At 71.9% G+C, this 23,918-nt stretch carries 23 protein-coding genes; 3 read left to right on the plus strand and 20 right to left on the minus strand.

The window, feature by feature from the left end; genetic code table 11:
* Positions 1–20: 20 nt before the first annotated feature.
* Complete coding sequence (gene ku, locus ACAX67_RS10625) at positions 21–926, plus strand: non-homologous end joining protein Ku (protein ID WP_370703819.1); 906 nt, start codon at positions 21–23, stop codon at positions 924–926.
* 84 nt (positions 927–1,010) lie between these two features.
* Here the strand turns inward: ku and rodA are convergent, their stop codons facing one another.
* The 14 genes from rodA to ahcY form a co-directional block, all read right to left on the minus strand.
* Positions 1,011–2,231, minus strand: coding sequence for a rod shape-determining protein RodA (gene rodA / locus ACAX67_RS10630; RefSeq protein WP_370703820.1), 1,221 nt, complete (start codon positions 2,229–2,231; stop codon positions 1,011–1,013).
* Positions 2,231–4,360, minus strand: a complete 2,130-nt coding sequence (gene mrdA / locus ACAX67_RS10635) for a penicillin-binding protein 2 (RefSeq protein ID WP_370703821.1) — start codon at positions 4,358–4,360, stop codon at positions 2,231–2,233. The genes rodA and mrdA overlap by 1 nt, the downstream gene beginning before the upstream one ends.
* The gene (mreD, locus tag ACAX67_RS10640; protein ID WP_370703822.1) at positions 4,360–4,929 is read right to left on the minus strand and encodes a rod shape-determining protein MreD; all 570 of its coding nucleotides are present in this window, start codon (positions 4,927–4,929) and stop codon (positions 4,360–4,362) included. The genes mrdA and mreD overlap by 1 nt, the downstream gene beginning before the upstream one ends.
* A complete protein-coding gene (gene mreC, locus ACAX67_RS10645; protein ID WP_370703823.1) occupies positions 4,926–5,873 on the minus strand; it encodes a rod shape-determining protein MreC in 948 nt (315 codons plus the stop codon). The genes mreD and mreC overlap by 4 nt, the downstream gene beginning before the upstream one ends.
* On the minus strand, positions 5,873–6,904 hold the full coding sequence (locus ACAX67_RS10650) for a rod shape-determining protein (protein WP_370703824.1): 1,032 nt from the start codon (positions 6,902–6,904) through the stop codon (positions 5,873–5,875). The genes mreC and ACAX67_RS10650 overlap by 1 nt, the downstream gene beginning before the upstream one ends.
* A gap of 224 nt (positions 6,905–7,128) precedes the next feature.
* Positions 7,129–7,536, minus strand: coding sequence for a nucleoside-diphosphate kinase (gene ndk, locus ACAX67_RS10655; protein WP_370703825.1), 408 nt, complete (start codon positions 7,534–7,536; stop codon positions 7,129–7,131).
* A 10-nt stretch (positions 7,537–7,546) separates the two neighbouring features.
* On the minus strand, positions 7,547–8,758 hold the full coding sequence (locus ACAX67_RS10660) for a winged helix-turn-helix domain-containing protein (protein WP_370703826.1): 1,212 nt from the start codon (positions 8,756–8,758) through the stop codon (positions 7,547–7,549).
* Positions 8,759–8,819: 61 nt separating this feature from the next.
* Positions 8,820–9,461: a response regulator gene (locus ACAX67_RS10665; RefSeq protein WP_370703827.1), complete on the minus strand. Its 642-nt coding sequence runs from the start codon at positions 9,459–9,461 to the stop codon at positions 8,820–8,822.
* A gap of 59 nt (positions 9,462–9,520) precedes the next feature.
* Positions 9,521–10,150, minus strand: a complete 630-nt coding sequence (gene hpf, locus ACAX67_RS10670) for a ribosome hibernation-promoting factor, HPF/YfiA family (RefSeq protein ID WP_370703828.1) — start codon at positions 10,148–10,150, stop codon at positions 9,521–9,523.
* Positions 10,151–10,495: 345 nt separating this feature from the next.
* The gene (locus ACAX67_RS10675) at positions 10,496–11,251 is read right to left on the minus strand and encodes a ComF family protein (RefSeq protein ID WP_370703829.1); all 756 of its coding nucleotides are present in this window, start codon (positions 11,249–11,251) and stop codon (positions 10,496–10,498) included.
* Positions 11,252–11,309: 58 nt separating this feature from the next.
* Positions 11,310–13,043 carry an LpqB family beta-propeller domain-containing protein gene (locus tag ACAX67_RS10680; protein ID WP_370703830.1) on the minus strand — a complete coding sequence of 578 codons (1,734 nt, stop codon included), beginning with the start codon at positions 13,041–13,043 and terminating at the stop codon, positions 11,310–11,312.
* A complete protein-coding gene (mtrB, locus tag ACAX67_RS10685; RefSeq protein ID WP_370703831.1) occupies positions 13,040–14,716 on the minus strand; it encodes an MtrAB system histidine kinase MtrB in 1,677 nt (558 codons plus the stop codon). Before mtrB ends, ACAX67_RS10680 begins: the two co-directional genes overlap by 4 nt.
* Before the next feature lie 3 nt (positions 14,717–14,719).
* Positions 14,720–15,427 carry an MtrAB system response regulator MtrA gene (mtrA, locus tag ACAX67_RS10690; RefSeq protein WP_370703832.1) on the minus strand — a complete coding sequence of 236 codons (708 nt, stop codon included), beginning with the start codon at positions 15,425–15,427 and terminating at the stop codon, positions 14,720–14,722.
* Positions 15,428–15,590: 163 nt separating this feature from the next.
* A complete protein-coding gene (gene ahcY, locus ACAX67_RS10695; RefSeq protein ID WP_370703833.1) occupies positions 15,591–17,030 on the minus strand; it encodes an adenosylhomocysteinase in 1,440 nt (479 codons plus the stop codon).
* A 267-nt stretch (positions 17,031–17,297) separates the two neighbouring features.
* Between ahcY and ACAX67_RS10700 the strand changes: the two genes are divergently transcribed.
* The gene (locus tag ACAX67_RS10700; RefSeq protein ID WP_370703834.1) at positions 17,298–18,248 is read left to right on the plus strand and encodes a putative endonuclease domain-containing protein; all 951 of its coding nucleotides are present in this window, start codon (positions 17,298–17,300) and stop codon (positions 18,246–18,248) included.
* A gap of 16 nt (positions 18,249–18,264) precedes the next feature.
* On the opposite strand, the gene ACAX67_RS10705 is transcribed toward ACAX67_RS10700, so the two are convergent.
* Genes ACAX67_RS10705 through ACAX67_RS10730 form a run of 6 tightly spaced genes read right to left on the minus strand, consistent with a single transcriptional unit; the run spans position 18,265 to position 23,399 of the window.
* Positions 18,265–19,242, minus strand: coding sequence for a DUF808 domain-containing protein (locus ACAX67_RS10705; protein ID WP_370703835.1), 978 nt, complete (start codon positions 19,240–19,242; stop codon positions 18,265–18,267).
* The gene (locus ACAX67_RS10710) at positions 19,239–20,345 is read right to left on the minus strand and encodes an acyltransferase family protein (protein ID WP_370703836.1); all 1,107 of its coding nucleotides are present in this window, start codon (positions 20,343–20,345) and stop codon (positions 19,239–19,241) included. The genes ACAX67_RS10705 and ACAX67_RS10710 overlap by 4 nt, the downstream gene beginning before the upstream one ends.
* Positions 20,346–20,401: 56 nt before the next feature.
* Entirely contained in the window at positions 20,402–21,427 is a 1,026-nt protein-coding gene (locus ACAX67_RS10715) for an SIS domain-containing protein (protein ID WP_370703837.1), read from the minus strand.
* Between the two features lie 16 nt (positions 21,428–21,443).
* Positions 21,444–21,629, minus strand: coding sequence for a Trm112 family protein (locus ACAX67_RS10720; protein ID WP_527891012.1), 186 nt, complete (start codon positions 21,627–21,629; stop codon positions 21,444–21,446).
* Positions 21,626–22,996: a phosphomannomutase/phosphoglucomutase gene (locus ACAX67_RS10725; RefSeq protein WP_370703838.1), complete on the minus strand. Its 1,371-nt coding sequence runs from the start codon at positions 22,994–22,996 to the stop codon at positions 21,626–21,628. Before ACAX67_RS10725 ends, ACAX67_RS10720 begins: the two co-directional genes overlap by 4 nt.
* Before the next feature lie 46 nt (positions 22,997–23,042).
* Positions 23,043–23,399 carry a DUF3499 domain-containing protein gene (locus ACAX67_RS10730; protein WP_370703839.1) on the minus strand — a complete coding sequence of 119 codons (357 nt, stop codon included), beginning with the start codon at positions 23,397–23,399 and terminating at the stop codon, positions 23,043–23,045.
* Between the two features lie 51 nt (positions 23,400–23,450).
* Here ACAX67_RS10730 and ACAX67_RS10735 point away from each other — a divergent pair, with 51 nt between their 5' ends.
* A complete protein-coding gene (locus tag ACAX67_RS10735) occupies positions 23,451–23,915 on the plus strand; it encodes a metallopeptidase family protein (protein WP_370703840.1) in 465 nt (154 codons plus the stop codon).
* Positions 23,916–23,918: the final 3 nt, after the last annotated feature.

Genomic DNA, 23,918 nt, shown 5'->3' on the forward strand with positions numbered 1-23,918 from the left:
CTCACGCGTACCCTGGAGGCATGCGTGCGATCTGGAAGGGTGCCGTCTCGTTCGGCCTCGTGAGCGTGCCCGTCAAGCTCTACTCCGCGACGGAGAGCCATGACGTCTCCTTCCGGCAGGTGCATGCCAAGGACGGCGGGCGGATCAAGTACCAGCGGGTGTGCTCGATCGACGGCGAGGAGGTGCCCTACGCCGACATCGCCAAGGGCTACGAGACCGAGGACGGCGAGATGGTCGTGCTGTCCGACGACGACCTCGCCGAGCTGCCGCTGACGTCCTCGCGGGAGATCGCCGTCGAGAAGTTCGTGCCCAGCGAGCAGATCGACCCGATGCTCTTCGAGAAGTCGTACTACCTCGAGCCCGAGTCGACGGGCGCGAAGCCCTACGCGCTGCTGCGGCAGGCGCTCCTCGACGCCGACCGGATGGCCGTGGTCACCGTCGCACTGCGCCAGCGCACGACCGTGGCCGTGCTGCGGGTGCGCGGTGACGTGATCGTGCTGCAGACGATGATGTGGCCCGACGAGGTCCGCGAGCCCGACTTCACCATCGAGACGGGCGAGATCAAGGACGCCGAGGTCAAGATGGCCCACATGCTCGTCGAGACCCTGGCGGGGGACTTCGACGCCGACGACTTCGAGGACGACTACGCCGCCGCCGTGGAGGCGGTCGTCAAGGCGAAGGTCGAGGGGGGCGAGGTGAAGCGCACGCCGACCTCGACCAAGACCGGCGGCGAGGTCGTCGACCTGCTCGCAGCCCTCCAGCGCTCCGTCGACGCGGCCAAGACCGCGCGCGGCGAGAAGCCGGCCGAGGAGAAGAAGAAGCCCGCGTCCAAGAAGGCGCCGGCCAAGAAGAGCGCCGCGAAGAAGAAGCCCGCCGCCAAGAAGACCGCTGCCAAGAAGAAGCCGGCCGCCAAGAAGGCCAGCTGACCGACCTCGGTCGGCTGGCGTCCTACGGCGGTCGCTCCTGCGGTGGGCAGGTCCCCCGAGGGATGAACCCGCGCAGGCGGCGGGTCAGCCGCGGACGAGGACCCGCTGGGCGGGCTGCATCCGGGAGGCGGGCGCGGTGAGCGTGCGGAGGTGGATGTTCTGCAGCAGGCCGACGGCGAGCATGCCGGCGAACATCGAGGAGCCGCCGTACGACACGAACGGCAACGGGACACCCGTGACGGGCATGATGCCGACGCACATGCCGATGTTCTGGAAGGCCTGGAAGCCGAACCAGCACGCGATGCCCGCGGCCGCGATCCGGCCGAACACGTCGTCGGTCCGGGCGGCGATCCGCAGCGCCCGCCAGATGACGATGCCGAGCAGCAGGATGAGGAACCCCGCGCCGACCAGGCCGAGCTCCTCGCCGGCGACGGTGAACACGAAGTCGGTGTGCTGCTCGGGCACGAAGCCGGAGTTGGTCTGCGAGCCGTCGAAGAGGCCCTGGCCGAAGAGGCCGCCGTTGCCGACCGCGATGCGGGCCTGCTCGACGTTGTAGCCGGCGCCCTTGGGGTCGCGGCCGGGGTCGGTGAAGGCGAGGAACCGGTCGATCTGGTACTTCTCGAGGAATCCGCTCACCACGGCGAACGCCGCGACGCCGACCCCTCCGCCGGCCAGGATCACCAGCCAGCGCCGGTGGGCGCCCGACGCGGCGATCACACCGAAGACGGTCGCGCTCAGCACGAGCATCGTGCCGAGGTCGGGCTGAGCGAGGATGAGCGCGGCGGGGACGGCGGCGACCGTCAGCATGAGGAGTACGTCGGCCGTGCCGACGCGGTCGCGCCAGCGACCCTCGCTGCGCTCGGCCACCACGAGCGCCATGCCGACGACGACGGCCAGCTTGGCGAGCTCGGAGGGCTGCAGCGAGAGACCGCCCAGCATCAGCCAGGACCGCGAGCCGTTGACCGTGCTGCCCATCACGAGCACCAGCACCAGCCCGGCGATCGCGCAAACGTAGGCGACGGGCGCGAGGATCCGCACCCAGCGGTGGTCGGTGGCCGCGACCGCCAGCATCAGGCCGAGGCCGATCCCCAGGTTGACGACCTGCTTCGCCAGGAACGCCTTCGGGTCGCCGCCGGTGAGGTCGTCGCGGTGGATCGTGGCCGACCACACGAGCACGCAGCCGAGCATGCCGAGCAGCACCACGGCCCCGAGCAGGACCAGGTCGAGGTCGCGCCACGCGAGCCATCCGGCGCCGCTCGTGCGGCGCGACCGGGTCGAGGTCCGGGTCACCGGTGTGGTCGCCATCAGTCCTCCTCACGGGCCGGCGGGAGGATCGACCCGTCGCGGCCGAAGACCGGCAGGTGGTCGGGCGGCGTCACCCCGTCGATCACCGACCGGTTCGGGTGCACGGTCTCGCCGTCGACGCCGTACAGCGCCTCCCAGATCTTGCGGATCGCGTCGCCGTTGGACCCGGACCCGGTGCCGGCCTGGCTGATCATCTGCACGACGACGTAGTCCTCGTTGTAGGAGGCCACCCAGCCGGTGGACTGCTTGCCGTAGACCTCGGCCGACCCGGTCTTCGCCCGGATCTGCACCCGGTCGAGCGGGAAGCCGATGAGCTTCCAGTACATCGTGCCCTCGCGCGAGACGCCCTTCAGCGCCTCGTCGATGTAGTGGAGCACCGATGCGGGGAGGTGGACGCGGCCCTGCTTCTCCGGCTCGATGCGGTGGATGACCTCGCCGTCCGGGGAGACGATCGCCTTGCCGACGCGCGGCTCCCACAGCGTGCCGCCGTTGGAGAGCGCGGCGTAGGCGCGCGCCAGCTGCAGCGGCGTGACGACCGTGTCGCCCTGGCCGATGGCGAAGTTGGCGGCGTCGTACTCGCGGTACATGTAGCCCTCGAGGCAGAACTCGCGGGCGAACTTGTAGACGAAGTCGCTGGTCTTGGAGTCCTGGGGCTTGTCAGCGAGGCCGCAGTAGTAGGACTTCATCGACTTCCAGTAGGCCAGTCGCCACTTCCGGTCGGCGACCCGGCCGGAAGCCTCTCCGGGGAGGTCGATGCCGGTCGGGCTGCCGAAGCCGAACTTCTCGGCCTCCGCGACCAGCGGGTCCTTGGCCTTCACGTCGGAGGGGTCGGAGCCGTACTTCAGCCAGAAGTGCATGCCGACCTGGAAGAAGAAGGTGTTGCAGGAGACCTCGAGCGCCTTGGCGAAGCTGATCGGGCCGTAGCCCGCCGACTCGTGGTTGTGGAAGTCGCGGTTGCCGATCCGCACCGAGGAGGAGCAGTTGAGGATCGTGTCGGGAGAGAAGCCGTGGGTGAGCGCGCCGGCCGTCATGAACGGCTTCCACGTCGAGCCCGGTGCGAACTCGCCCTGGAGCGCCCGGCTCAGCAGCGGGGTGCCGGCGGCCTCGGAGTAGAGCCGCTTGAGCTGCTTCTGGGTGATGCCACCCGTCCACACGTCCGGGTCGTACGTCGGCTCGCTGGCCATCGCGATGATCCGTCCGGTCTTCGCCTCCATCACGATCGCGGCGCCGGAGTCGGCGGCGAAGTGCCGGCCGGTCACCGGGTCGACGGTGGCCCGCGCGGTCATGATGGACTGGTGCAGCCCGCGCTCCACGATGCCCTGCACCCGGGCGTCGATCGAGGTCACGAGCGTGTCGCCGGGCTGGGCCTTCAGGTCGCTGTCCTCGCCGATCACCTCGCCGTTGGCATTGACCTTCACCCGCTGGTAGCCGGGCTGCCCGCGCAACCAGGCGTCGTACTCCTTCTCGACGCCGGCGCGGCCGACGACGGACGCTCCGTTGACGGAGGTGTCGCCACCGTCCTCCGCCGCGTCGAGCTCGTCCTTGGTGATCGGGCTCAGGTAGCCCAGCAGGTGGGCGGCGTTGATGCCGTAGGGGCTCGGGTAGGCGCGCACGCTCTGCTGCTGGACGACGACGCCGGGGAAGTCCTCGGGCTGCTCGTTGATCCGCAGCGCGGTGGCGTCCTTGAAGCCTTGGGCGATCGGGACCGGCTGGTAGGGCGAGCCGTTCCAGCACACCCCGTCCTTGGCGCCCTCGGTGCCGCAGAGCACCAGCTTGCGGGCGATCTCGCGGGGCTCGAGGTGGAGCACCCGGCCGACCCGCCCGAGCAGCCGGTGCCGTTGGTGGGGGGCCATCCGTCCGAGCAGGGTGCGGTCGAGCGAGGCGACCCAGGTGAGCCGGTTGGTCACGAGCGGGCGGCCCTCGGCGTCCACGATCAGGCCGCGCTCGGGTTGGACCACGATGTCGCGTACCGACTGGGAGGCCGCCTTGCCGCGGTACTCCTCCCCCGTCACGACCTGCAGGTAGTAGAGCCGCGCACCAAGGGTGGCGAGCAGCGAGAAGACGAGTGCCTGGATCACGATCAGCCGCAGCCGGCTGCGGCGCGACGAGGTGCTGGGCTGTGCGGACATCAGGCAGGCGCCCGCCGTGGTGCGCGCGGGGTGACCTTCGGCGATCGTGAGCCGGGCTCGCGGGTGAAGGCCCAGACGGTGAGCGGCACGGCGACGAGGGCCGCGAGCACGTCGTAGGCCAGTGCGGCGAGGACCACCTCGAGGAGCTGGCCGACGTCGACCGCGGGGTCGCGGAGGACCAGACCGGTCAGCGCGTAGACCGAGCTGCCGATGAAGGCACCGCCGGCACCGGCCACCACCATCAAGGGGTACGACGGCCGCACCCCCGCCTGCGCGGGCTGGTGGTCGTGCGCGAGGCGGCCCACGACGTAGCCGACGACGAGCAGGGAGAGCGCCCAGCGCCCGGCGACGTGGTCGGCCGGCGGAGCGATGTCGAGGAGCAGGCCCGCCGAGAACCCGAGCAGGGTGGCGAAGCGCGGGTCGGTGACGAGCGCGGCGCCCACCACCGTGAGCAGCACCAGGTCGGGGACCACGCCGTCCCACGCGAAGTGCGGCATGACGGTGACCTGCAGCAGCAGCGCCACGACGACGCCGGCCGTGGCGACGATCAGTCGCGAGGTGCCTCTCATGAGCACGCTCCCGGCTCGATCACGCCGGCCCCGCCGGCCCCGCCGGTCGGCACCACCACACCGACGTCGTCGAGCGAGGTGAAGTCGACGTACGGCTCGAGGACCGTGCGGTAGGTGCCCAGCCGCAGGTCCTGGAAGACCTTGCTGACCTCGCCGATCGGGACGCCCGAGACATACGGCGCACCGCCCTCGCTGCCCCAGGTCACGACGGGCTGGCCCTTCTGCGGCACGATCGTGTGGTCGATGAGCTGGAGCTCGAGCGGCTGGTCGTCGGCGAGCCCGCCGTGGCCGCTGACCATGCCGTTCTCCATCGTGTCGCCGACCCGGCCGCCGACCGTGGAGCTGGCGTCGATCACGAGCAGCACGGTCGCCGTGTGGCTGGAGACCTGGATGACCCGGCCGACGAGGCCGTCGGGGTTGACCACGGTCATGTCGGCGTGGAGGCCGGCGTCGGTGCCCGCATCGATCGTGACGGTGTTGGAGAAGGACTGCGCCGAGCCGTAGCCGATCACCCGCGCCGGAGCGACGGCGTAGCCGGTGTCGTCGACGAGGGCGCACATCCTGCCGAGCTCGTCGGCGCGGTTGGCGAGGTAGCTGTCCTGGTGGTTCGCGGCCTCCAGGTCGGCGATGCGCCGCTGGGCGTCGGCGAGGTCGCCACGCAGCCCGTCGTTGGTGCGGAACCAGCCCGGGATGCCGAGGATCGGGTCGAGGAGGTTGCTCGCGCCGGCCTGGACCGGGCCGAGGACCTCGCCCGCGAACCGGCGGACCGGGTCGACCGGGGAGGCTGCACCGCTGGAGGCGTCGACCACCATGAGCGCGACGCAGGCGAGCACCAGCGCGGACAGCAGCGAGCGGGTCGGCAGGCCGCGCTCCTCGTCGCGCTCGCGAGGCGTCGCGACCCGGCGGACCGGCGTCTGTCGCGGCGGGCGGGTGTCGAGGGACATCAGAAGCGCCTCGGGTTGGTGATCAGCACCTGCTGGAGCGCCTCGAACTCCTCCACGCAGCGGCCGGCGCCCAGGGCGACGGACACGAGCGGGTTCTCGGCGACGTGGACGGGCATGCCGGTCTCGTGGCGGATCCGCTCGTCGAGGCCGCGGAGCAGGGCGCCGCCGCCCGTGAGCACGATGCCCCGGTCCATGATGTCGCCGGCCAGCTCGGGCGGCGTCTGGTCGAGGGTGACGCGGACCGCGTCCACGATCGCGTGGAGCGGCTCCTCCAGCGCGTGACGGATGTCGGCGGCGCTCACGGTGACCGTGCGCGGGAGGCCGCTCACCAGGTCGCGGCCGCGGACCTCGCCCTCGGGCTCGCCCGGCGACGGGAACGCCGAGCCGAGCGTCATCTTGACCTCCTCGGCGGTGCGCTCGCCGAGCATGAGGGCGTGCTCCTTCTTCATCCAGGCCACGATCGCGGCGTCGAGCTCGTCGCCGGCGGTGCGGATGCTGAGGCTGGTGACGATGCCGCCGAGGGAGATGACGGCGACCTCGGTCGTGCCCCCGCCCACGTCGACCACCATGTTGCCCGTCGGCTCGTGCACGGGGAGCCCGGCGCCGATCGCCGCTGCCATCGGCTCCTCGACGACGTACACGCGGCGCGCGCCGGCCTGGTAGCCCGCCTCCTTGACCGCGCGCTGCTCGACCGGGGTGATCGCGCTCGGCACGCAGATCACCATCCGCGGCTTGGCGAAGTAGCGGCGCCGGTGCACGCGCGCGATGAAGTGGCGCAGCATCTGCTCGGTCGCCTCGAAGTCGGCGATGACGCCGTCGCGCAACGGGCGCAGCGCGGTGATGTTGTCGGGGGTGCGGCCCATCATGGCCTTCGCCTCGTGCCCGACGGCGATCACGTCGCCGGTCGAGTCGTTGAGCGCGACGACACTGGGCTCGTCGAGGAGCACGCCCTTGCGGCGCACGTAGACCAGTGTGTTGGCGGTACCGAGGTCAACGGCCAGGTCGCGGCCGATGATGCTGTTCGCCCTCAACGTGTGCCCTCGCAGACGTCCCTCGGTCCGACCGCGGCGGTCGGCCCAGCCGTGCGCGACGGGGAAGCCGGGAGCACCCCGCGGGGGCGGTGCGACCGGGGCGGACCCCGAGCGCACGATCCGGGACCCTCCGCCTGCGAGCGTAAGGAAGGGTCAGCCTGTCACCCGGGAGGCACGCCGAGACTCGTGTTGCGGATGTTACGGGTGTGGTGCTACTGCCGCCGTCAGAGCGAGGGGAACCAGAGGGCGATCTCGCGCTCGGCGGACTCGGGCGAGTCGGAGCCGTGCACCAGGTTCTCCCGGTTGGAGAGGGAGAGGTCGCCGCGGATGGTGCCGGGAGCCGCCTTGCGGCCGTCGGTCGCGCCGTTGAGGGCGCGGACCACCTCGATCGCCTCGTCGCCCTCGAGCACCAGCGCCACGAGCGGTCCGCTCGTGACGAAGGTGCGCAACGGCGGGTAGAAGTCGCGCTCGACGTGCTCGTGGTAGTGCGCGTCGGCCTGGGCCGCGTCGATCAGCCGGTGCTCCATCGCGACGATCGTGAGGCCCTTGGCCTCGAAGCGCGACAGCACCTCGCCCACGAGGCCGCGGCGGACCGCGTCGGGCTTGAGCAGGACCAGAGTGCGTTGAGTCACGCGGCGCACCCTATCCGGTCGGCGCGACCGTCCCCTGGGCGACCTCCGCGGCCAGCGCCGTTGCCAGGTCGCCGCGCGGCGCGACCACCACGTCGTCGAGCCCGAGCCAGCCGGCCAGCCGCCACAGCTCGGCCGCCAGCTCGGCCGCGGTCTCCGGCGGCGCGCCCGGCTCGGCGAAGCTGCCGGGCACGAGCAGGACCCGCCCCGCCCGGTCGGCCTTGAGGTCGACCCGCGCGACCAGTCGGTCGCCCAGCAGGAAGGGGAGCACATAGTAGCCGTGCACGCGCTTCGCCGCGGGCGTGTAGATCTCGATCCGGTAGAAGAAGTCGAAGAGGGCCTCGCTGCGGTCGCGCTCCCACACCACGGGGTCGAACGGGCTGAGCAGGGTGCGGGCCGCGATGCGCCGTGGCAGCCGCGCCTCGCGGTGGAGGTACGCCGGCCGCCCCCATCCTTCGACCGTGACCGGCTCGAGCTCGCCCGCCTCCACCAGCGCGGCCACCGCCTCCCGGGCCGGGCCGATCCTGATCCGGTAGTAGTCGGCCAGGCAGTGCACGCTCGCCACGCCGTGGGAGCGCGCCGCCCGCCGTACGAGCTCGAGCACGGCCTCGCTCTCGCCCACCTCCGGGGCGTCGAGCACGGCGGCCGGCAGCACCCGCTCGGGGAGGTCGTAGCGCACCTCGAACTGGCTGTTGCGACCGGCGATCGCGATCTCACCTGTCATGTAGAGGATGTCGAGCGCCTTGCGCTCGTCGGACCAGTTCCACCCCCAGTGCACCTTGTCCCGCGGCGTGCCGTCGTGGAGGTCGCGCGCGGTGACCGGTCCGCGGTCGGCGACCTCCTTCATCACCCGCTCGCGCACCGCGGGGTCGATGCCCTGCCACCACTTGAACTCACGCTCGGCGTAGTGCCGCATCCGGAAGCGCATCACCGGCCACAGCTCGACGGGCATGAACGCCTGCACGTGCGCCCAGTACTCCACCACCCGGCGCGGCCGGACCTCGGACGCGCGGCGCAGCAGGTCGACGTCGTAGGGGCCCATCCGCGAGTAGAGCGGCATGAGGTGCGCCCGCTGCAGCACGTTGACCGAGTCGACCTGCAGCACCCCCGTGCGCGCCAGGGTGCGCTGGAACGTGCGCATCGTCGGCACCCCGTGGGGCTTGTCGGCGAACCCCTGGGCCGCCAGCGCGACGCGACGCGCCTGAGCACGGGAGAGGGACTGCACCTGCAGGACCCTAGGCGACACCACCGACACGGACGCGGGTCGCGCCGGCTTCAGCTCACGACTACTCGAGCTCGACCAGCTTCTCGCGGACGGCGTACATGACCGCCTCCATGCGCGAGTGCAGCTGCAGCTTCTCGAGCATGTTGCGCACGTGGTTCTTCACCGTGTTCTCACTGATCGCGAGACGGTGGGCGACGTCGCGGTTGGACAGGCCCTTGGCGACCAGGCGCAGCACGTCGAGCTCGCGCTCGGTCAGCTTCAGGGCGGGGCCGGTCGAGCGGTCGGGCCGCGACATCGTCTTGAACTCGTCGATCAGCTTCGCGGCCATCGACGGGCTGATCAGCGACTGGCCCTCGGCCACGACGCGGATGCCCTGCGCGACCTCCTCGATCGAGGAGTCCTTGAGCAGGTAGCCCGAGGCGCCGTTCTTGACGGCCTCGTAGAGGTCGGCCTCCTCGTCGGAGACCGTGAGCATCACGATCTTCGTCGTCGGCGAGGCCGCCTTGATCGCCACGCAGGCCTCGATGCCCGACTGCTTCGGCATCCGCACGTCGAGCAGCACCACGTCGGGAGCCGAGCTGATCGCCAGCGCGGTGCCCTCCGCGCCGTCGCTCGCCTCGCCGACGACCTCGATGCCCGACTCGACACCGAGCAGCATGGTCAAGCCGCGACGGAAGAGCTCGTGGTCGTCGACCACCAGCACGCGAACAGGCTCGTTCCCACTGGCCACGCGAGCATCATGGCACAAGCGGGCCGGGTTCTTTACTCCCCCAGGTCGAGCGAGATCACGCCGTAGTCGTAGCCACGACGCCGGTAGACGACCGCCGGGCGCTCGCTCTCCTTGTCCACGAACAGGTAGAAGTCGTGGCCCACGAGCTCCATCTCGTAGAGCGCCTGGTCGAGCGTCATCGGGCTCGCGGGGTGGGTCTTCTCGCGCACCACCAGGGGGCCGTCGCCGGTGACCGTGATCGGTCCGACCTGCCGCTCCTCCACCCCGTCGGACTCCGTCAACGTCGGGCTCGAGCCCACACCGTCGACGGGCACGCCCGCCAGCGCCTGGCCGACCGAGACCGGGGCGCGGCGACCGCGGTGCACGCGGCGCCGGTCGGCTGCCTTCCGCATCTGCGAGGCCATCTTGTCCAGCGCCAGGTCGAGCGCCGCCATCTTGTCGTCGGCCGCCGCCTCGGCGCGGATGACGGGCCCCTTGGAGAAGGCCGTGAGCTCCACGTGGACCGCGTGGTCGTGCTGGCGAGGGTTGGGTTCGCAATCGACCTCGACGTGGACCCGCTGGATCCGATGATCGTGCTTCTCCAGCCTCGTCAGCTTCTCGGCTGCGTGACTGCGGAAGCGGTCCGAGATCTCGCAGTGCCGTCCGGTGACCACAACGTCCATCAGGACCTCCAAATGGTTGGTGATGGGACTGTTCTTCAGCGGTCCGCCCGGTCAGGGGCGGCGATCTGGGTGGAGCCGCCCGGCCGACCTGGTCTTCGTCCCCACACCCGCCTGCTGGGGCTTGGCAGCTTGGTGCCACGCCACCCTCTCCCGGGGAACGGCCATGTCTGATGGCCGTCCGGGGCAGGACTGACGACTAAGCCGCACCGTGCTCATCGGCGCGAACGCCGACTTACGTGGACCGTTTCGCCTGCGACTGGCATCGGCTTGCCGTGGGGCGCTCGGGTCGAGCCCGTGCGTCCCGACGACGCAACCACGGACCCGGGCGGACTCCATGTTGAGACGTTACTCGGTGCCCGGTGGTCCCGAAAGGGGGCCGCCCCGATTGCCTCCCCCGACGGCGGGCGGACGGCGACGGACCGTGGCCGCGACGGCCGCGATCCCGAGCACGGGCACGCCCGCGGCCTCCAGTGCCCGCTGCGCCTCCCGTGCCGTGGCACCGGTGGTGATCACGTCGTCGCAGACCACGACGTGGGCACGTCGGCCGGACAGTCGTCGTACGGCGGCCGGCCGGGCGGCCATCGAGCCGTCGAGGTTCGCGTGGCGCTCCCCCGCGTCGAGGCCGGCCTGGTCGGCCACGCCCGGCCGCGTGCGCAGCAGGCGGGCGGCACCCGCCTCGCGGCCATCCGCGCGCAGCAACCGCGCCGCACGGCGGGCCATCGTGAGGGTGGGGTCGTGCCCACGCGCACGCACCGCGGCGGGACGCGACGGGACGGGCACGAGCAGCAGCGGGGCGTCCGCGACCTCCGCGGTCACCGCAGCCACGGACACCGCCAGCAGGTCGCCCAGCGGGCGGCCCAGCGCGAGGAGCCGGTGCTCCTTGTGCCCGAGGACCATCGCTCGCAGCGCGTCCCCGTAGGCACCCGTCGCGTACGGCGGCGCCAACCCGTCCGGCGTCGGGCTCGGCCACGCCGCGGACGCCGCGCCGGGCAGCGCGGCCCGGCAGTCCGGGCAGAGCACGCGGCCGGCCCGCGCACAGCCCACGCACGCACCACCGAGGAGGAGGTCGGCGGCAGCGTCGAGCAGGGCCGGGAGGAGCACGCCTCGATGCGACCATGCGGACGCCGGTCCGCCAAGGCGGTCGCCGACGCCTGTGGACTCAGCCGGCGAAGTCGAGGTCGCGGACCGGCGCCATGTCCGGGAGCTGCTCGCCGGTGGGCACGTCGACGAGCGAGGTCCGTCCGACCGCGTAGACGGGCGAGTCGGCGTACGGCTCGGAGGCCAGGCCCAGGATCCGCCCGGGCACCATCGTCGACAAGGTGCCGACCCCGACCGTGGCGCCGTCGACGGAGACCGTCTCCACGCCGAAGAGCGCACCCGGGCGGGCCGGGGTCAGCACGGCGAGCTCGGCCACGCCGGTCCACGCGACGTCGACGGCGTGCAGGGCACGGGTCGACCAGATCACGGTCGGCTCGATCACCTGGTCGACCCGGCCGCGGTTGTCCAGGACGACCCGGACGGCCACCAGCCGCTCACCGCGCCTCCCGTCGACGAGGGCGACGAGCCGGGTGCCGTCGCGCGAGACGAGGATCCGGCGCACCTTCTCGCCGCTCACCTGCGGGATCGCGACCTCGCGCACCTGCGCTCCGTGGCTCACCACCACCACCCGCGCTCCTGTCGCGGTCCGGTCGAGCAGCCACAGCCGTCCGGACGCGTCCCAGGTCGGCCGGGCGAGGTTGTCGCCGGTCGTGAGCACCTCGATGCCGGCGTCCCGCCGGAGCGCGCGCAGCGGCGCCGTCAGGACCTCGCGACGGTCGGCCGTGACGGCGGCGACCCGGTCGCCCCGGGGCGAGACGGCGAAGGAGGAGAGATCGTGCGGGGTCCAGCCGAAGGGACCGTCCACCGGCCGCAGGTCGCCGACGTCACCGACGACGAGCCGGCCCCGGCGCAGGCCGTAGAGGACCCCCGTCGAGGCGGTGTCGCTGGGGTCGAACGCATCGGCGGACTCGACGTCGTACAACGACGTCCCACCCGAGACGTCGAGCTCCTTGCCGCCGATGCTGACGCGCAACGCCGAGATCGACGGCTCCTGGCGCAGCGTCGCCGCGAGCTGGGCGAGCAGCCGCAACGCCTGGTCGGACCGGATCTCGGGGGCGTCGCCACCCAGGTCGAGGGTCGCCACGCCGTCGTCGACCGGGACGGACAGGCCGACCGTCAGGTGCGGCGGCACGTAGGTCGTGACGATGTCGCGCAGCCGTCGCGGCGGCCCCGCCAGCAGCGCCGACACCAGGCTCGTCGCGAACGTCCGGCCCACCGGCACGAAGACCGGCTCGGGGACGAGCACCTGCGCGGTGGGGTCGAAGAAGTAGAGCGACGCCTGCCGGTAGCGGTCCTTGAACCAGGAGCTGCTGACCGCGAGGGAGTCGGGCGGGTCGATGATGCGGAACTCGCCGTCCTCGATCGTGACCTGGAAGCGCAGCACGCTCCGGTCGGGGGTCAGCCGCGACTCCCAGCCGCCGGACTCGTCGAGCTGCGCGGCGTCGCGCATCCGGATGCGCACGGTGCCGACGTCCTCCCGCGGCTTGCCGAGGTCGGAGTAGACGACCGTCGACTCCGGGTCCCACTCCTCCGCGGCGTCGTCGGTGAGGTACTCCTTGGCCACGCTCGTCGAGATCGGCCACGCCATCATCGCCTCGAGGAAGCCGTTGACGATCTCCAGGCGCGACTCGCCGGGCTGCGGTGGGGGCGCGTCGATGGTCGAGGCCCGGTCGGCGTCCTGCTCCCCCGACAGGTCGGCGTCCACCACGGGCCCGGAGTCGGGGAGCGAGACGACGCACCCGCTGAGGAGTGCGGCGACCAGCAGCGCGCTCGCGCCGAGCAGGAGTCGCTTCACGGAAGGATCCCCTCGCTCGGCAGGACCTCGGGCTCCGTCGCTTCGGCCAGGTCCGCGCGTGCCCCGTCGACCGGCGCCAGCGGGAGCGGGCTGTGGCGCAGCGGGGTGCCGGCCCGGCGCGGCAGGGTGAGCCGGAACTGCGCACCCTCTCCCGGGCGGCCCCAGGCCTGCAGCCAGCCCCCGTGCAGGTGGGCGTCCTCCAGCGAGATGGCGAGACCGAGGCCGGTGCCACCGCTGCTGCGCGCCCGCGCGGGGTCGGACCTCCAGAACCGGTTGAACACCATGGCCGACTCGCCGGGCGCGAGGCCGACACCGCGGTCGCGCACGGTGACGGCCGCGGCGTGGTCGTCGGCCGCCATGCGTACGACGATGGGCCGGTCCGGGTCGTCGGGGAACGCGTGGTCGATGGCATTGGTCACCAGGTTGCGGAGGATGCGCTCGACGCGGCGCGCGTCGGCCTCGGCCCGGACCGGCCGGTCCGGCTGCTCGACGACCACGAGCACACCGCGCTGGTCGGCGAGCGGGCGAGCGAAGTCCACCACCCGGTGGGCGACGTCGAGCAGGTTGATGTCCTCCGCGTCGAGCACGGCGGCCCCGGCGTCGAAGCGGCTGATCTCGAGCAGGTCGACCAGGAGGGTCTCGAACCGGTCGAGCTCGGCCTGCAGGAGCTCCGCGGCGCGGGCGGTCGCCGGGTCGAAGTCGCGCCGGGCGTCGTGGAGCACGTCGCCAGCCATCCGCACCGTCGTCAGGGGCGTGCGCAGCTCGTGCGAGACGTCGGAGACGAAGCGTCGCTGCACCGAGCTCAGCTCCTCCAGCTGGCGGATCTGGCGCTGGAGGTTCGACGCCATCTGGTTGAACGACGACGCCAGCCGCGCCAGGTCGTCCTCCCCCGTGACCAGGAGGCGCTCCTGGAGCCGGCCGGCCGCGAGGCGCTCGGCCACGCGACGGGCCATCCGCACCGGGGTGACCACCTGCCGGGTGACCAGCCAGGTGAGTCCAGCGACCAGGACCAGCAACAGGCCGGCCGCGGTCAGCAGCGCACGGGTCACCAGGCCCAGCGTCTCGTGCTCCTCGGTCAGCGGGAAGAGGAAGTAGATCGTGTAGGTCTGCCCGTCGGCGGGCAGCCGGACCTGCGAGCCGACGACGATGCCCGGCTCCCGCTCGACCGACCCGTCCGGCAGGGTGCGCACGATCTCGGTGTAGGTCCAGGCGGTCGAGCTGGGCACTCGCTCGAAGTGACGCTCGAGGCTGGCCGGGATGCTCTGGAGCTCCAGGCCACTCGTGCGCTGGGCACCACCGTCGGTCAACGTGACCTGGTCGCCCTCGGGACCTCCGAGCACGACGCCGTACCCCCGGCTCTCACCGGCCTCGATGATGGGGTCGATCAGCTCCGCGCGCTGCTCGCTGGCGTTGGCCTCCGTGCCGGTCGCGGCGGAGAGGTGGTCACGGGTCTCGGAGACCTCGGCCTCCACCTCCCCCACGACGATGTCCACGCGGTGGCGCAGGAGGCCGTCGCGGGTCTGCTGCAGCAGCAGCCAGCCGACCGCGCTGATGACGATCGCGGAGAGGAGCAGGGTGCTCACGACGACCCGCGCCTGGATGGAGCGGCGCCAGAAGGTCAGCGCCCGCCGGATCCCGGTGGGCAGCGCGATCCGACCGACCCGGACGACCACGCGCTAGCTGCCCGCCTTGTAGCCGACCCCACGGACGGTCAGCACGATCTCGGGGTGCTCGGGGTCGTGCTCGACCTTCGAGCGGAGCCGCTGGACGTGGACGTTGACCAGCCGGGTGTCGGCGGCGTGGTGGTAGCCCCAGACCTCCTCGAGGAGGACCTGGCGCGTGAAGACCTGCCAGGGGCGGCGGGCCAGGCAGAGCAGGAGGTCGAACTCCAGCGGGGTCAGCGGGATCTCCGACCCGTCCCGGGTGACGCTGTGGCCCGCGACGTCGATCTGGAGGTCCTTCAGGGTGAGGGTCTCCGAGGCGACCGAGTCGGTGCGGCGGACCCGCGCCCGGATCCGGGCGATGAGCTCCTTGGGCTTGAACGGCTTCACGACGTAGTCGTCGGCGCCGGACTCCAGTCCGACCACCACGTCGACGGTGTCGCCCTTCGCGGTGAGCATCACGATCGGCACGCCGGACTCGGCCCGGATCTCCTTGCACACGTCGATGCCGTCGCGTCCGGGCAGCATCACGTCGAGCAGCACCACGTCGGGCCGGTAGTCGCGGAACGCCGCCAGCGCGGCGTCACCCCGGGCGCACACCTGGCTGTCGAAGCCCTCCTGGCGCAGCACGATCCCGAGCATCTCCGCGAGCGGAGCGTCGTCGTCGACGACGAGCACGCGACCCTTCGTCGCGTACGACGCCGCTGCCCCCGTGGTGTTCACGTCCTCCATCGTATGCGCGGCACAGCACAGACCCCCGCACCCGGGAGGGGTGCGGGGGTCGGTGTGCTCGTCGAGCGGTGCCGTGCACCGCCGGTCGACCTCAGGCGGCGTCTACGACGAGTGCGGCGCGCCGCACCCTCTGCGACACGCTCGCGTCATCAGATCAGTAGCGGTACCAGTCGGACTTGTAGGGGCCGGCCACGTCGACGCCGAGGTACTCGGCCTGCTCCTTGGTCAGCTCCGTGAGCTCGACGCCGAGGGCGTCGAGGTGCAGCCGGGCGACCTCCTCGTCGAGGTGCTTCGGGAGGACGTAGACGCCGATCGGGTAGTCGTCGGTCTTGGTGAAGAGCTCGATCTGCGCCAGCACCTGGTTGGTGAAGGAGTTCGACATGACGAACGACGGGTGGCCGGTCGCGTTGCCGAGGTTGAGCAGACGCCCCTCGGACAGCACGATGATCTTCTTGCCGTCCTCGAAGATCCACTGGTGGACCTGCGGCTTGATCTCGTCCTTGACGATGCCCGGGATCTTGGCGAGGCCGGCCATGTCGATCTCGTTGTCGAAGTGGCCGATGTTGCCGACGATGGCCTGGTTCTTCATCCGCTCGAAGTGCTCGACCTTGATGATGTCGAAGTTGCCGGTCGTGGTGATGAAGATGTCGGCGAAGTCGACGACCGACTCGAGGCGCTTGACCTCGTAGCCGTCCATCGCAGCCTGCAGGGCGCAGATCGGGTCGATCTCGGTGACGATGACGCGCGCGCCCTGGCCGCGGAGCGACTCGGCCGAGCCCTTGCCCACGTCGCCGTAGCCGCACACGACCGCGACCTTGCCGCCGATCATGACGTCGGTGCCGCGGTTGATGCCGTCGATCAGCGAGTGGCGGCAGCCGTACTTGTTGTCGAACTTCGACTTGGTGACGGAGTCGTTGACGTTGATCGCCGGGAAGAGCAGCGAGCCCTCCTTGAACCGGTCGTAGAGACGCAGCACGCCGGTGGTGGTCTCCTCGGTGACGCCCTTGATGCCGTTGGCGACGTTGGTCCACCGCTGCGGGTCGTTGGCGACGGAGCGCGCGAGGACCCGGAGGACCTCCTTGTACTCCTCGTTGTCGGTCGAGTCCTGGCTCGGCACGGCGCCGGCCTTCTCGAACTCGACGCCCTTGTGGACGAGCAGCGTGATGTCGCCGCCGTCGTCGAGCAGCATGTTGGGGCCGACCTTGTTGCCGTCGGCGTCGGTGAAGTCGAAGACCTTCTCGGCCTCGTCCCAGTACTCCGCGAGCGTCTCGCCCTTCCAGGCGAAGACCGGCGTGCCCTGGGGGTCCTCGACGGTGCCGTTGCCCACGACGATCGCCGCCGCGGCGTGGTCCTGGGTGGAGAAGATGTTGCAGGTCGCCCAGCGCACGTCGGCGCCGAGGGCGGTCAGCGTCTCGATGAGCACGCCGGTCTGGATCGTCATGTGCAGCGAGCCGGCGATGCGAGCGCCGGCGAGCGGCTTGGAGTCGCCGTAGCGGGCACGCATCTCCATCAGGCCGGGCATCTCGTGCTCGGCGAGCGACAGCTCCTTGCGGCCGAACTCGGCCAGGCTCAGGTCAGCAACCTTGTAGTCCATGAAATCTGCTTCCTCAAATGACTTCCGGAGGCTGTCTCTGCGGCGCATCTGCGCTTCTTCGGGATCTCCCGCACAGGACTGCGGTCCAGCCTACAAGCGGGTCGCGACCCCCGCTCAATCGTCGCCGAACTCGTCCGGGAGAGCTGCAGTCACCCGGTGACTGCGGACTTCCCCGCTGGGTCGCCACGCTCTCCTCCACAGGTCCACGCGACGCCCCTTGCGGCCACCGGTCCTCTCCCGGACGGTCGTGGCGTGGACGGACAACGGGTGAGGGAGCTCCTCGAGGTGCAGGCGGGCGTGGTCAGCCGTGCGCAGATGATCACGGCAGGCGCCACGGACAACGACCTGCGCCGCCTCGTGCGGCGCCGCCGACTCGCTCGCGTGCACCCGCGGGTGTACGTCGACCACACCGGCCCGCTCACCTGGGCGCAGCGCGCCTGGGCCGCCACGCTCAGCTGCACGCCGGCCGCGCTGGCGGACGAGTCCGCGATCCGCGCCGCGGAAGGTCCGGGGCGTCGGCGCCACGACGACGGTCGCCCGATCCTCGTGGCCGTCGACCACACCCGCCGCGTGCGGGCGCCGGTGGGTGTCGTCGCGGTGCGCACGGTCGGGCTCGACGACAAGGTCCTCTGGAACGCCTCGCCGCCGCGCATGCGCACCGAGCACGCGGTGGTGCGGATGGCGTCGAAGGCATCGAGCGACATCGACGCCGTCGCCTTCCTCGCCGATGCGGTGGGCGCCCGGATGACGACGGGTTCCCGGCTGGCAGACGCGCTCGCGAGCTGTGCCCGGATCGGCCGCAGACCGTTCCTCGAGGCCGTGATCGCCGACGTCACGGCCGGGACCTGCTCGACACTCGAACGCGGCTACCTCGACCGCGTGGAGCGGCCGCACGCGTTGCCGACCGCCACGCGGCAGTTCCGCGACTCGGTCAACGGCCCGCTCTACCGCGACGCCCTCTACGTGGACCTCGACCTCGTCGTCGAACTGGACGGGCGGATGTACCACTCGGTCGCACGGCGTCACGACGCCGATCTCGAGCGCGACCTCGACGCGGCGGTCGCCCGGCTGGCGACCATCCGGCTCGGATGGGGCCAGGTCTTCGACCGGCCGTGCCGCACCGCCGCGAGCCTCGGCAGGATCATGGCGGCTCACGGGTGGGCCGGCGAGGTCGCCCGCTGTCCGCGCTGCCCACCGACCTACCCGATCGCAGCGTGAGCCGGGAGAGCCGCAGTCACCCGGTGACTGCGGACTTCCCGCCTGTGTCGTGGTCGTCGCCGAGGGGCAGGAGGTGGACGGCGAGGACGACCACCGCACCGACCACCAGGCCGATCACCGCCGAGATGGCGGTGTTGACGAGCCAGCCGACCAGTCCCTCGACCACGCCGACGGCGTGCGCGACGTGGTGCTCGAGGTCGTGGACGTGCTCGTAGGGGGCGTCCCACCAGTCGGCCTCGTGCAGGTTGACGAGCAGGATGTGGCCGCCGACCCACAGCATGGCGACGGTGCCGACCGCGGAGATCACCGCGAGCAGGCGGGGCATCGCGGCCACGAGACCACGGCCCACCTTCTGGGCCAGCGCGGAGCTGCGGGACGCGAGCGCCAGGCCGGCGTCGTCCATCTTCACGATGAGGGCGACGACGCCGTACACCGCGACGGTGATGACGATCGCGACGGCCACCAGGATCGCGAGACGCGCCCAGAAGCTCTCGTCGGCGACCTCGTTGAGGGCGATCACCATGATCTCGGCGGACAGGATCAGGTCCGTCCGTACGGCGCCCGCCACCATCCTCTTCTCGGCGTCGGGCCCGTGCTCGACGATCGGCGTCGGCAGGTCGCCGACGTGGTCGTCGTGGTGGGAGAACCGCTCCCACACCTTCTCCGCGCCCTCGAAAGCGAGGTAGGTGCCGCCGACCATCAAGATGATGGGCAGCGCACCCGGCAGGAACTCGCTGAGCAGCAGCGCGGCCGGGAGGATGATCAGCAGCTTGTTGCGGATCGACCCGATCGCGATCCGCTTGATGATCGGGAGCTCCCGCTCGGCGGCGATGCCCTGGACGTACTGCGGCGTGACGGCGGTGTCGTCGACCACGACGCCCGCTGCCTTGGTCGTCGCGCGACCGGCTGCCGCACCGACGTCGTCGACGGAGGCTGCGGCGAGCTTCGCGATCGCAGCGACGTCGTCGAGCAGGCCGAAGAGGCCCGCACTCATCGGGTGGCGGCCGTGGCCGGCTGGGTCTCCATGGCCGGAAGGCTACCGGGGACCTGCACCGCTGCCGCCTCGAGCGTCAGCTCCACGGCCTGCGTCACCTGCTGCTCGGCGCGCCCGAAGGGGTCGACGAGGAGGAGCAGCCGCTTGCGCACCGGCGGGGAGGCGAGCGTGAGCGAGAGCAGCACGCCGCCGACGAACGTCGCGAACGCGGCGGCGAGCACGTGGTCGGCCGCCCAGTCCGGGTAGTCGGAGTAGGCCAGCCCGCGCACGACGAACCCGTGGCACAGGTAGACGACGAGGGTGGCCGAGCCCATCCGCGCGAACCAGCCGCCCACCCGCGGCACGAGCGCGAGGAAGGCCGCCGCGCCGACCACGCCGACGGTCAGCAGCACCAACCGGGTGAGCACGCCCTCGCTGTCCGAGACGCCGAGGTCGGCGTACGGCGTGGAGTAGTAGAGCCAGTCGGCGTTGCCGAGCGCCGTGTCGAGGCCGGTGAGGAGCCACAGCACCACGAACGTCCCGGCCGCTGCCCAACGCATGCCTGCTCCGCGCAGCACCTCGAGCCTCTCGGGCGTCGTGTGCAGGCCGAGCACGAAGAACGGCAGCATCCCGGCCGCACGGGTGAGGTCGAAGTACTCCGAGATGTCGCCGGTGACGACCGCCGACGCGACGCTCACCCCGACCGCGAGCGCGATCGCGGAGGTGAACGGCATCGACCGGAAGAGCGGCGTCAGCAGTCGCCACGCGATGAGCGCGGTGAGGAACCAGAGCGGCCAGTGGGGGTCGGCGAAGAGGTCCTGCAGCTGCTCTCCTCCGAGCCACTCGCGGAAGAACGCCATCAGGCACTCGAAGACCACGTAGGGGACGGCGACCGTGCGCACCAGGTTCCACATCCGGTCGCCGGTGAACTCGAAGCCCTTCGACAGGTACCCGGTGACGAAGACGAACGCCGGCATGTGCCAGGAGTAGAGGAAGTGGTAGAGGTGCCCGAGGATCCCGTCCCCGGGGAGGAGGGCCCAGGCGTGCCCGACGACGACCAGGGTGACCAGGGCCATCTTGGAGTTGTCGAGCCAGGGGTCTCGACCCGTGCGTGAGGAGGACATCGCGCGGATCGGTACCCCCATCGCCGCTCGCCAGACCCCGGGATCGGCCCCCGACGTCAGTCCTCGACGAGCCCCAGCCGGAGGTACTCCGCCGCGTAGGTGCCGTTGAGAAGGAGCGACGCGTAGCGTGCGACCTCGCCGTCGGCCTCGGTCGTCACGGCCTCGACCCGTACGTCGCGCGTCCGCGCAGCCTCCTCGAGCCGCCCGCGCTGCTCACGGCCGACGTCGTCGTCGCTGTTGTCGTCGAGCACGATCAGCACCGGCCGGCGCTCGCCGCTCCCGTCGGCGTAGGGGTCGGCGAACACGTTGCGGGGGCGCGCCGCCTCGATCACGGGCAGCAGGTGCTCGGCGTCGCCGGCGAGCGCGGTGCGCCCGGAGGTACGGCGGATCGACTCCGCGACCCGGCGCGCGGCCCGCGCCGCGAGGACCGACCCGCCCCAGACCAGCGGCGCGGCGTCGGCGAGCGAGATCGCCAGCATCTTGGCGGGGTTGATCGAGATGTCGCGCTGCGGCGAGCACGCGATGGCGACGCCGTCGAGCGCCTCGGCGACTGCCGCCGGGTCGGACGACGGCCCGAGGGCCACCTGGTGGAGGAACGACAGCATGACCACGGCGGTCGCCAGCTGGTCACTCGTGCTCGTGGGCAGGATCGTGGTCCAGCGACCGGCGGCGTGCTCTGCGACCATCGACTCGGCCGGGCAGGCGACCACCACCTGACAGCCGCGGCGGGCCGCTTCGGCGACGGCCGACGCGGTGCCGGGGTCGGAGCCGTCGGGGGCGAGCACGACGACCAGGTCGAGGCTGCCCGCCCAGCCCGGCAGGCCGGCCGACGGCCAGGCCACGAACGGCACCGGACACCACGGCTCCAGCACGGCGCGCAGCAGGCGGGAGTCGGGGCCGGCGGCGATCACGGCGCGGGGTCGCGCGTCGGTGGCACGACCGACGGCCTCGGCGATCGCGTCGATCGCCGCGCCGGCCTCCCGCCGTACGCGGGCCCCCGACTCCGCCAACGTGCGCAGGCGGAGGTCCGTGCTGCCCAGGGCGATCTCGTCGTCGAGGCGGGACTCGTCGAACCAGGTCATCGCAGCGGCCGCCCGGCTAGCGGGTCGACCGGGCCTCGTCGACGAGCAGGACCGGGATCCCGTCGCGGACGGGGTAGGCGAGTCCGCAGCCCTGACAGACGAGCTCGGGCCGGTCGGCCTCGGCCAGCGCGAGCTCGCCGTGGCACGCCGGGCACACGATGATCGCGAGCAGCTCGGCGGACACGCCCGCGCCCCCGGTCACTTGCCGCTCCTGATCACCGCGAGGACCTCGTCCCGGATCTCGTTCATGGTGCTGACGTCCTTCCCCTCGGCGTTGAGCCGCAGCAACGGCTCGGTGTTGGAGGCGCGCACGTTGAACGCCCAGTCGTCGCTGACCACGCTGAGACCGTCGAGGTGGTCGACCTCGACACCCTCGCGGCCGCCGTACGTCGCCTCCAGCGCGGCCAGCACGGCGGCCTGGTCGGTGACCTCGGAGTTGATCTCGCCGCTCATCGGGTAGCGCTCGTAGTCGGCGAGCAGGCTCGACAGCGGCTGGTCGGTCTCGGCCAGTGCCGCGAGCGCGTGCAGCGCCGCGAGCATGCCGGAGTCGGCACGCCAGAAGTCGCGGAAGTAGAAGTGGCCGCTGTGCTCGCCGCCGAAGATCGCGTCGGTCTCGGCCATCGTGGCCTTGATGTAGGAGTGGCCCACCCGGGTGCGGACCGGCGTGCCGCCGCGCTCGGCGACGATCTCCGGGACGGCGCGGCTGGTGATCAGGTTGTGGATGATGGTCGAGCCCGGCTCCTTCGCGAGCTCGCGCGCGGCGATCAGTGCGGTCAGCGTCGACGGCGAGACCGCCTGGCCCCGCTCGTCCACGAGGAAGCAGCGGTCGGCGTCGCCGTCGAAGGCGAGTCCGATGTCGGCCCGTTCGTCGAGCACGCGCTGCTGCAGGTCGACGAGGTTGGCCGCCTCGATGGGGTTCGCCTCGTGGTGGGGGAAGGTGCCGTCGAGCTCGAAGTACATCGGGACCAGGTCGACCTGGTCGGCGAGCCGCTCGAAGACGGCCGGCGCGGTGTGGCCGGCCATGCCGTTGCCGGCGTCGACGACGACCTTGAGCCGGCGACCGGAGACCGGGGCGAGCGAGAGGAGGTGGGCCGCGTAGGCGTGGAGGACGTCGTGGCTCGAGATCGAGCCCGTGCGCCCGGACGGCGCCGGGGCCTCCTGGAGGACCAGGTCCCTGATCTCGGCCAGGCCGCTCTCCAGGCCCACCGGCTGGGCGTGCGCGCGACACATCTTGATCCCGTTGTACTGCGCGGGGTTGTGGCTGGCCGTGAACATCGCGCCCGGCAGCCCGAGGTGACCGGAGGCGAAGTAGAGCTGGTCGGTCGAGGCCAGCCCGATCATGGTCACGTCGGCGCCGGCGCTAGTCGCGCCGTCGGCGAACGCGCCCGCCAGTCCGGGCGAGCTGGGCCGCATGTCGTAGCCGATCACCATCGACGTCACGCCCAGCACCCGCACGTAGGCCTGGCCCGTCGCGCGGGCGAGATCCTCATCGAGCTGGTCCGGGACGACCCCGCGGACGTCGTAGGCCTTGAAGACCGCGTTGACGTTGCCCGGCGAGATCGTCGACATGGCGCAAACGTAGTAGATGGCGCCGCTCGCCGGCACGGCGCACGGGTCAGTCGCTGGTGAGGACGCGGAGGTGACCGCGGCGGGCCACCTCGCGGCCGGTCTCCTGGACCGGCGGCGTGGCCGGCGTCAGCGGTCGTGCCGCCTCGCGGACGGCGTCGGCGAGCGCGAGCAGGTCGTCCTCGCTCGGGCCGGGCACCGCCTGGTCGAGGGAGAGGCGCAGGACCTCCCAGCCCCGGGGCGCCGAGAGGCGCTCGCTGTGGAAGCCGCAGAGGTCGTAGGCGTGCGGCTCGGCATAGGTGGCGAGCGGGCCGAGCACGGCGGTCTGGTCGGCGTAGACGTAGGTGAGCGTCGCGACCGCGGGGCGGGCGCAGGCGGTGCGCGAACAGCGCCGGGCGAGACTCACGCGGCAGACGGTACCTCCTGTCCGGCGGTACGGCGGATAGGCTCGCGGCTCGTGGAGGACTCCCCTGCCGGGCCGGGCGGACCCGACCGACGCTCGCGCCGCGACCGCCGCGGACGCGGCCAGCGCGGACCCGCGGCGCTGGGGCACCCCTCGATGGGACGGCCCCCGCGACCGCGCTCGCCCGGGGAGCGCTTCGACCGGCTGGTGCTCGACGTGGTGACCGACATCGACGCCCGGTGGTCGGACCGCCTCGGTCTCGTCGAGTACGTCGTCGAGGACATCCCGCAGCTCCCCGACGACTGGGACGCGGAGTCGGTGCCCCTGTCGTCGTTGGTGCGCGGCTCGGGCACGACGCCGAGCCGGCTGGTGGTCTTCCGGCGGCCGCTCGAGCACCGGGCGGCCGACCGCACCGACCTGGAGGCGATGGTGCTCACGGTCGTGGTGGAGCAGGTCGCCGAGCTCCTCGGGATCTCCCCGTCGGAGGTCGATCCGCGCTATCCCGACGACGTCGACTGAACC

Origin of the sequence: Nocardioides candidus (genome assembly GCF_041321175.1) — a bacterium.
Classification (GTDB): domain Bacteria; phylum Actinomycetota; class Actinomycetes; order Propionibacteriales; family Nocardioidaceae; genus Nocardioides.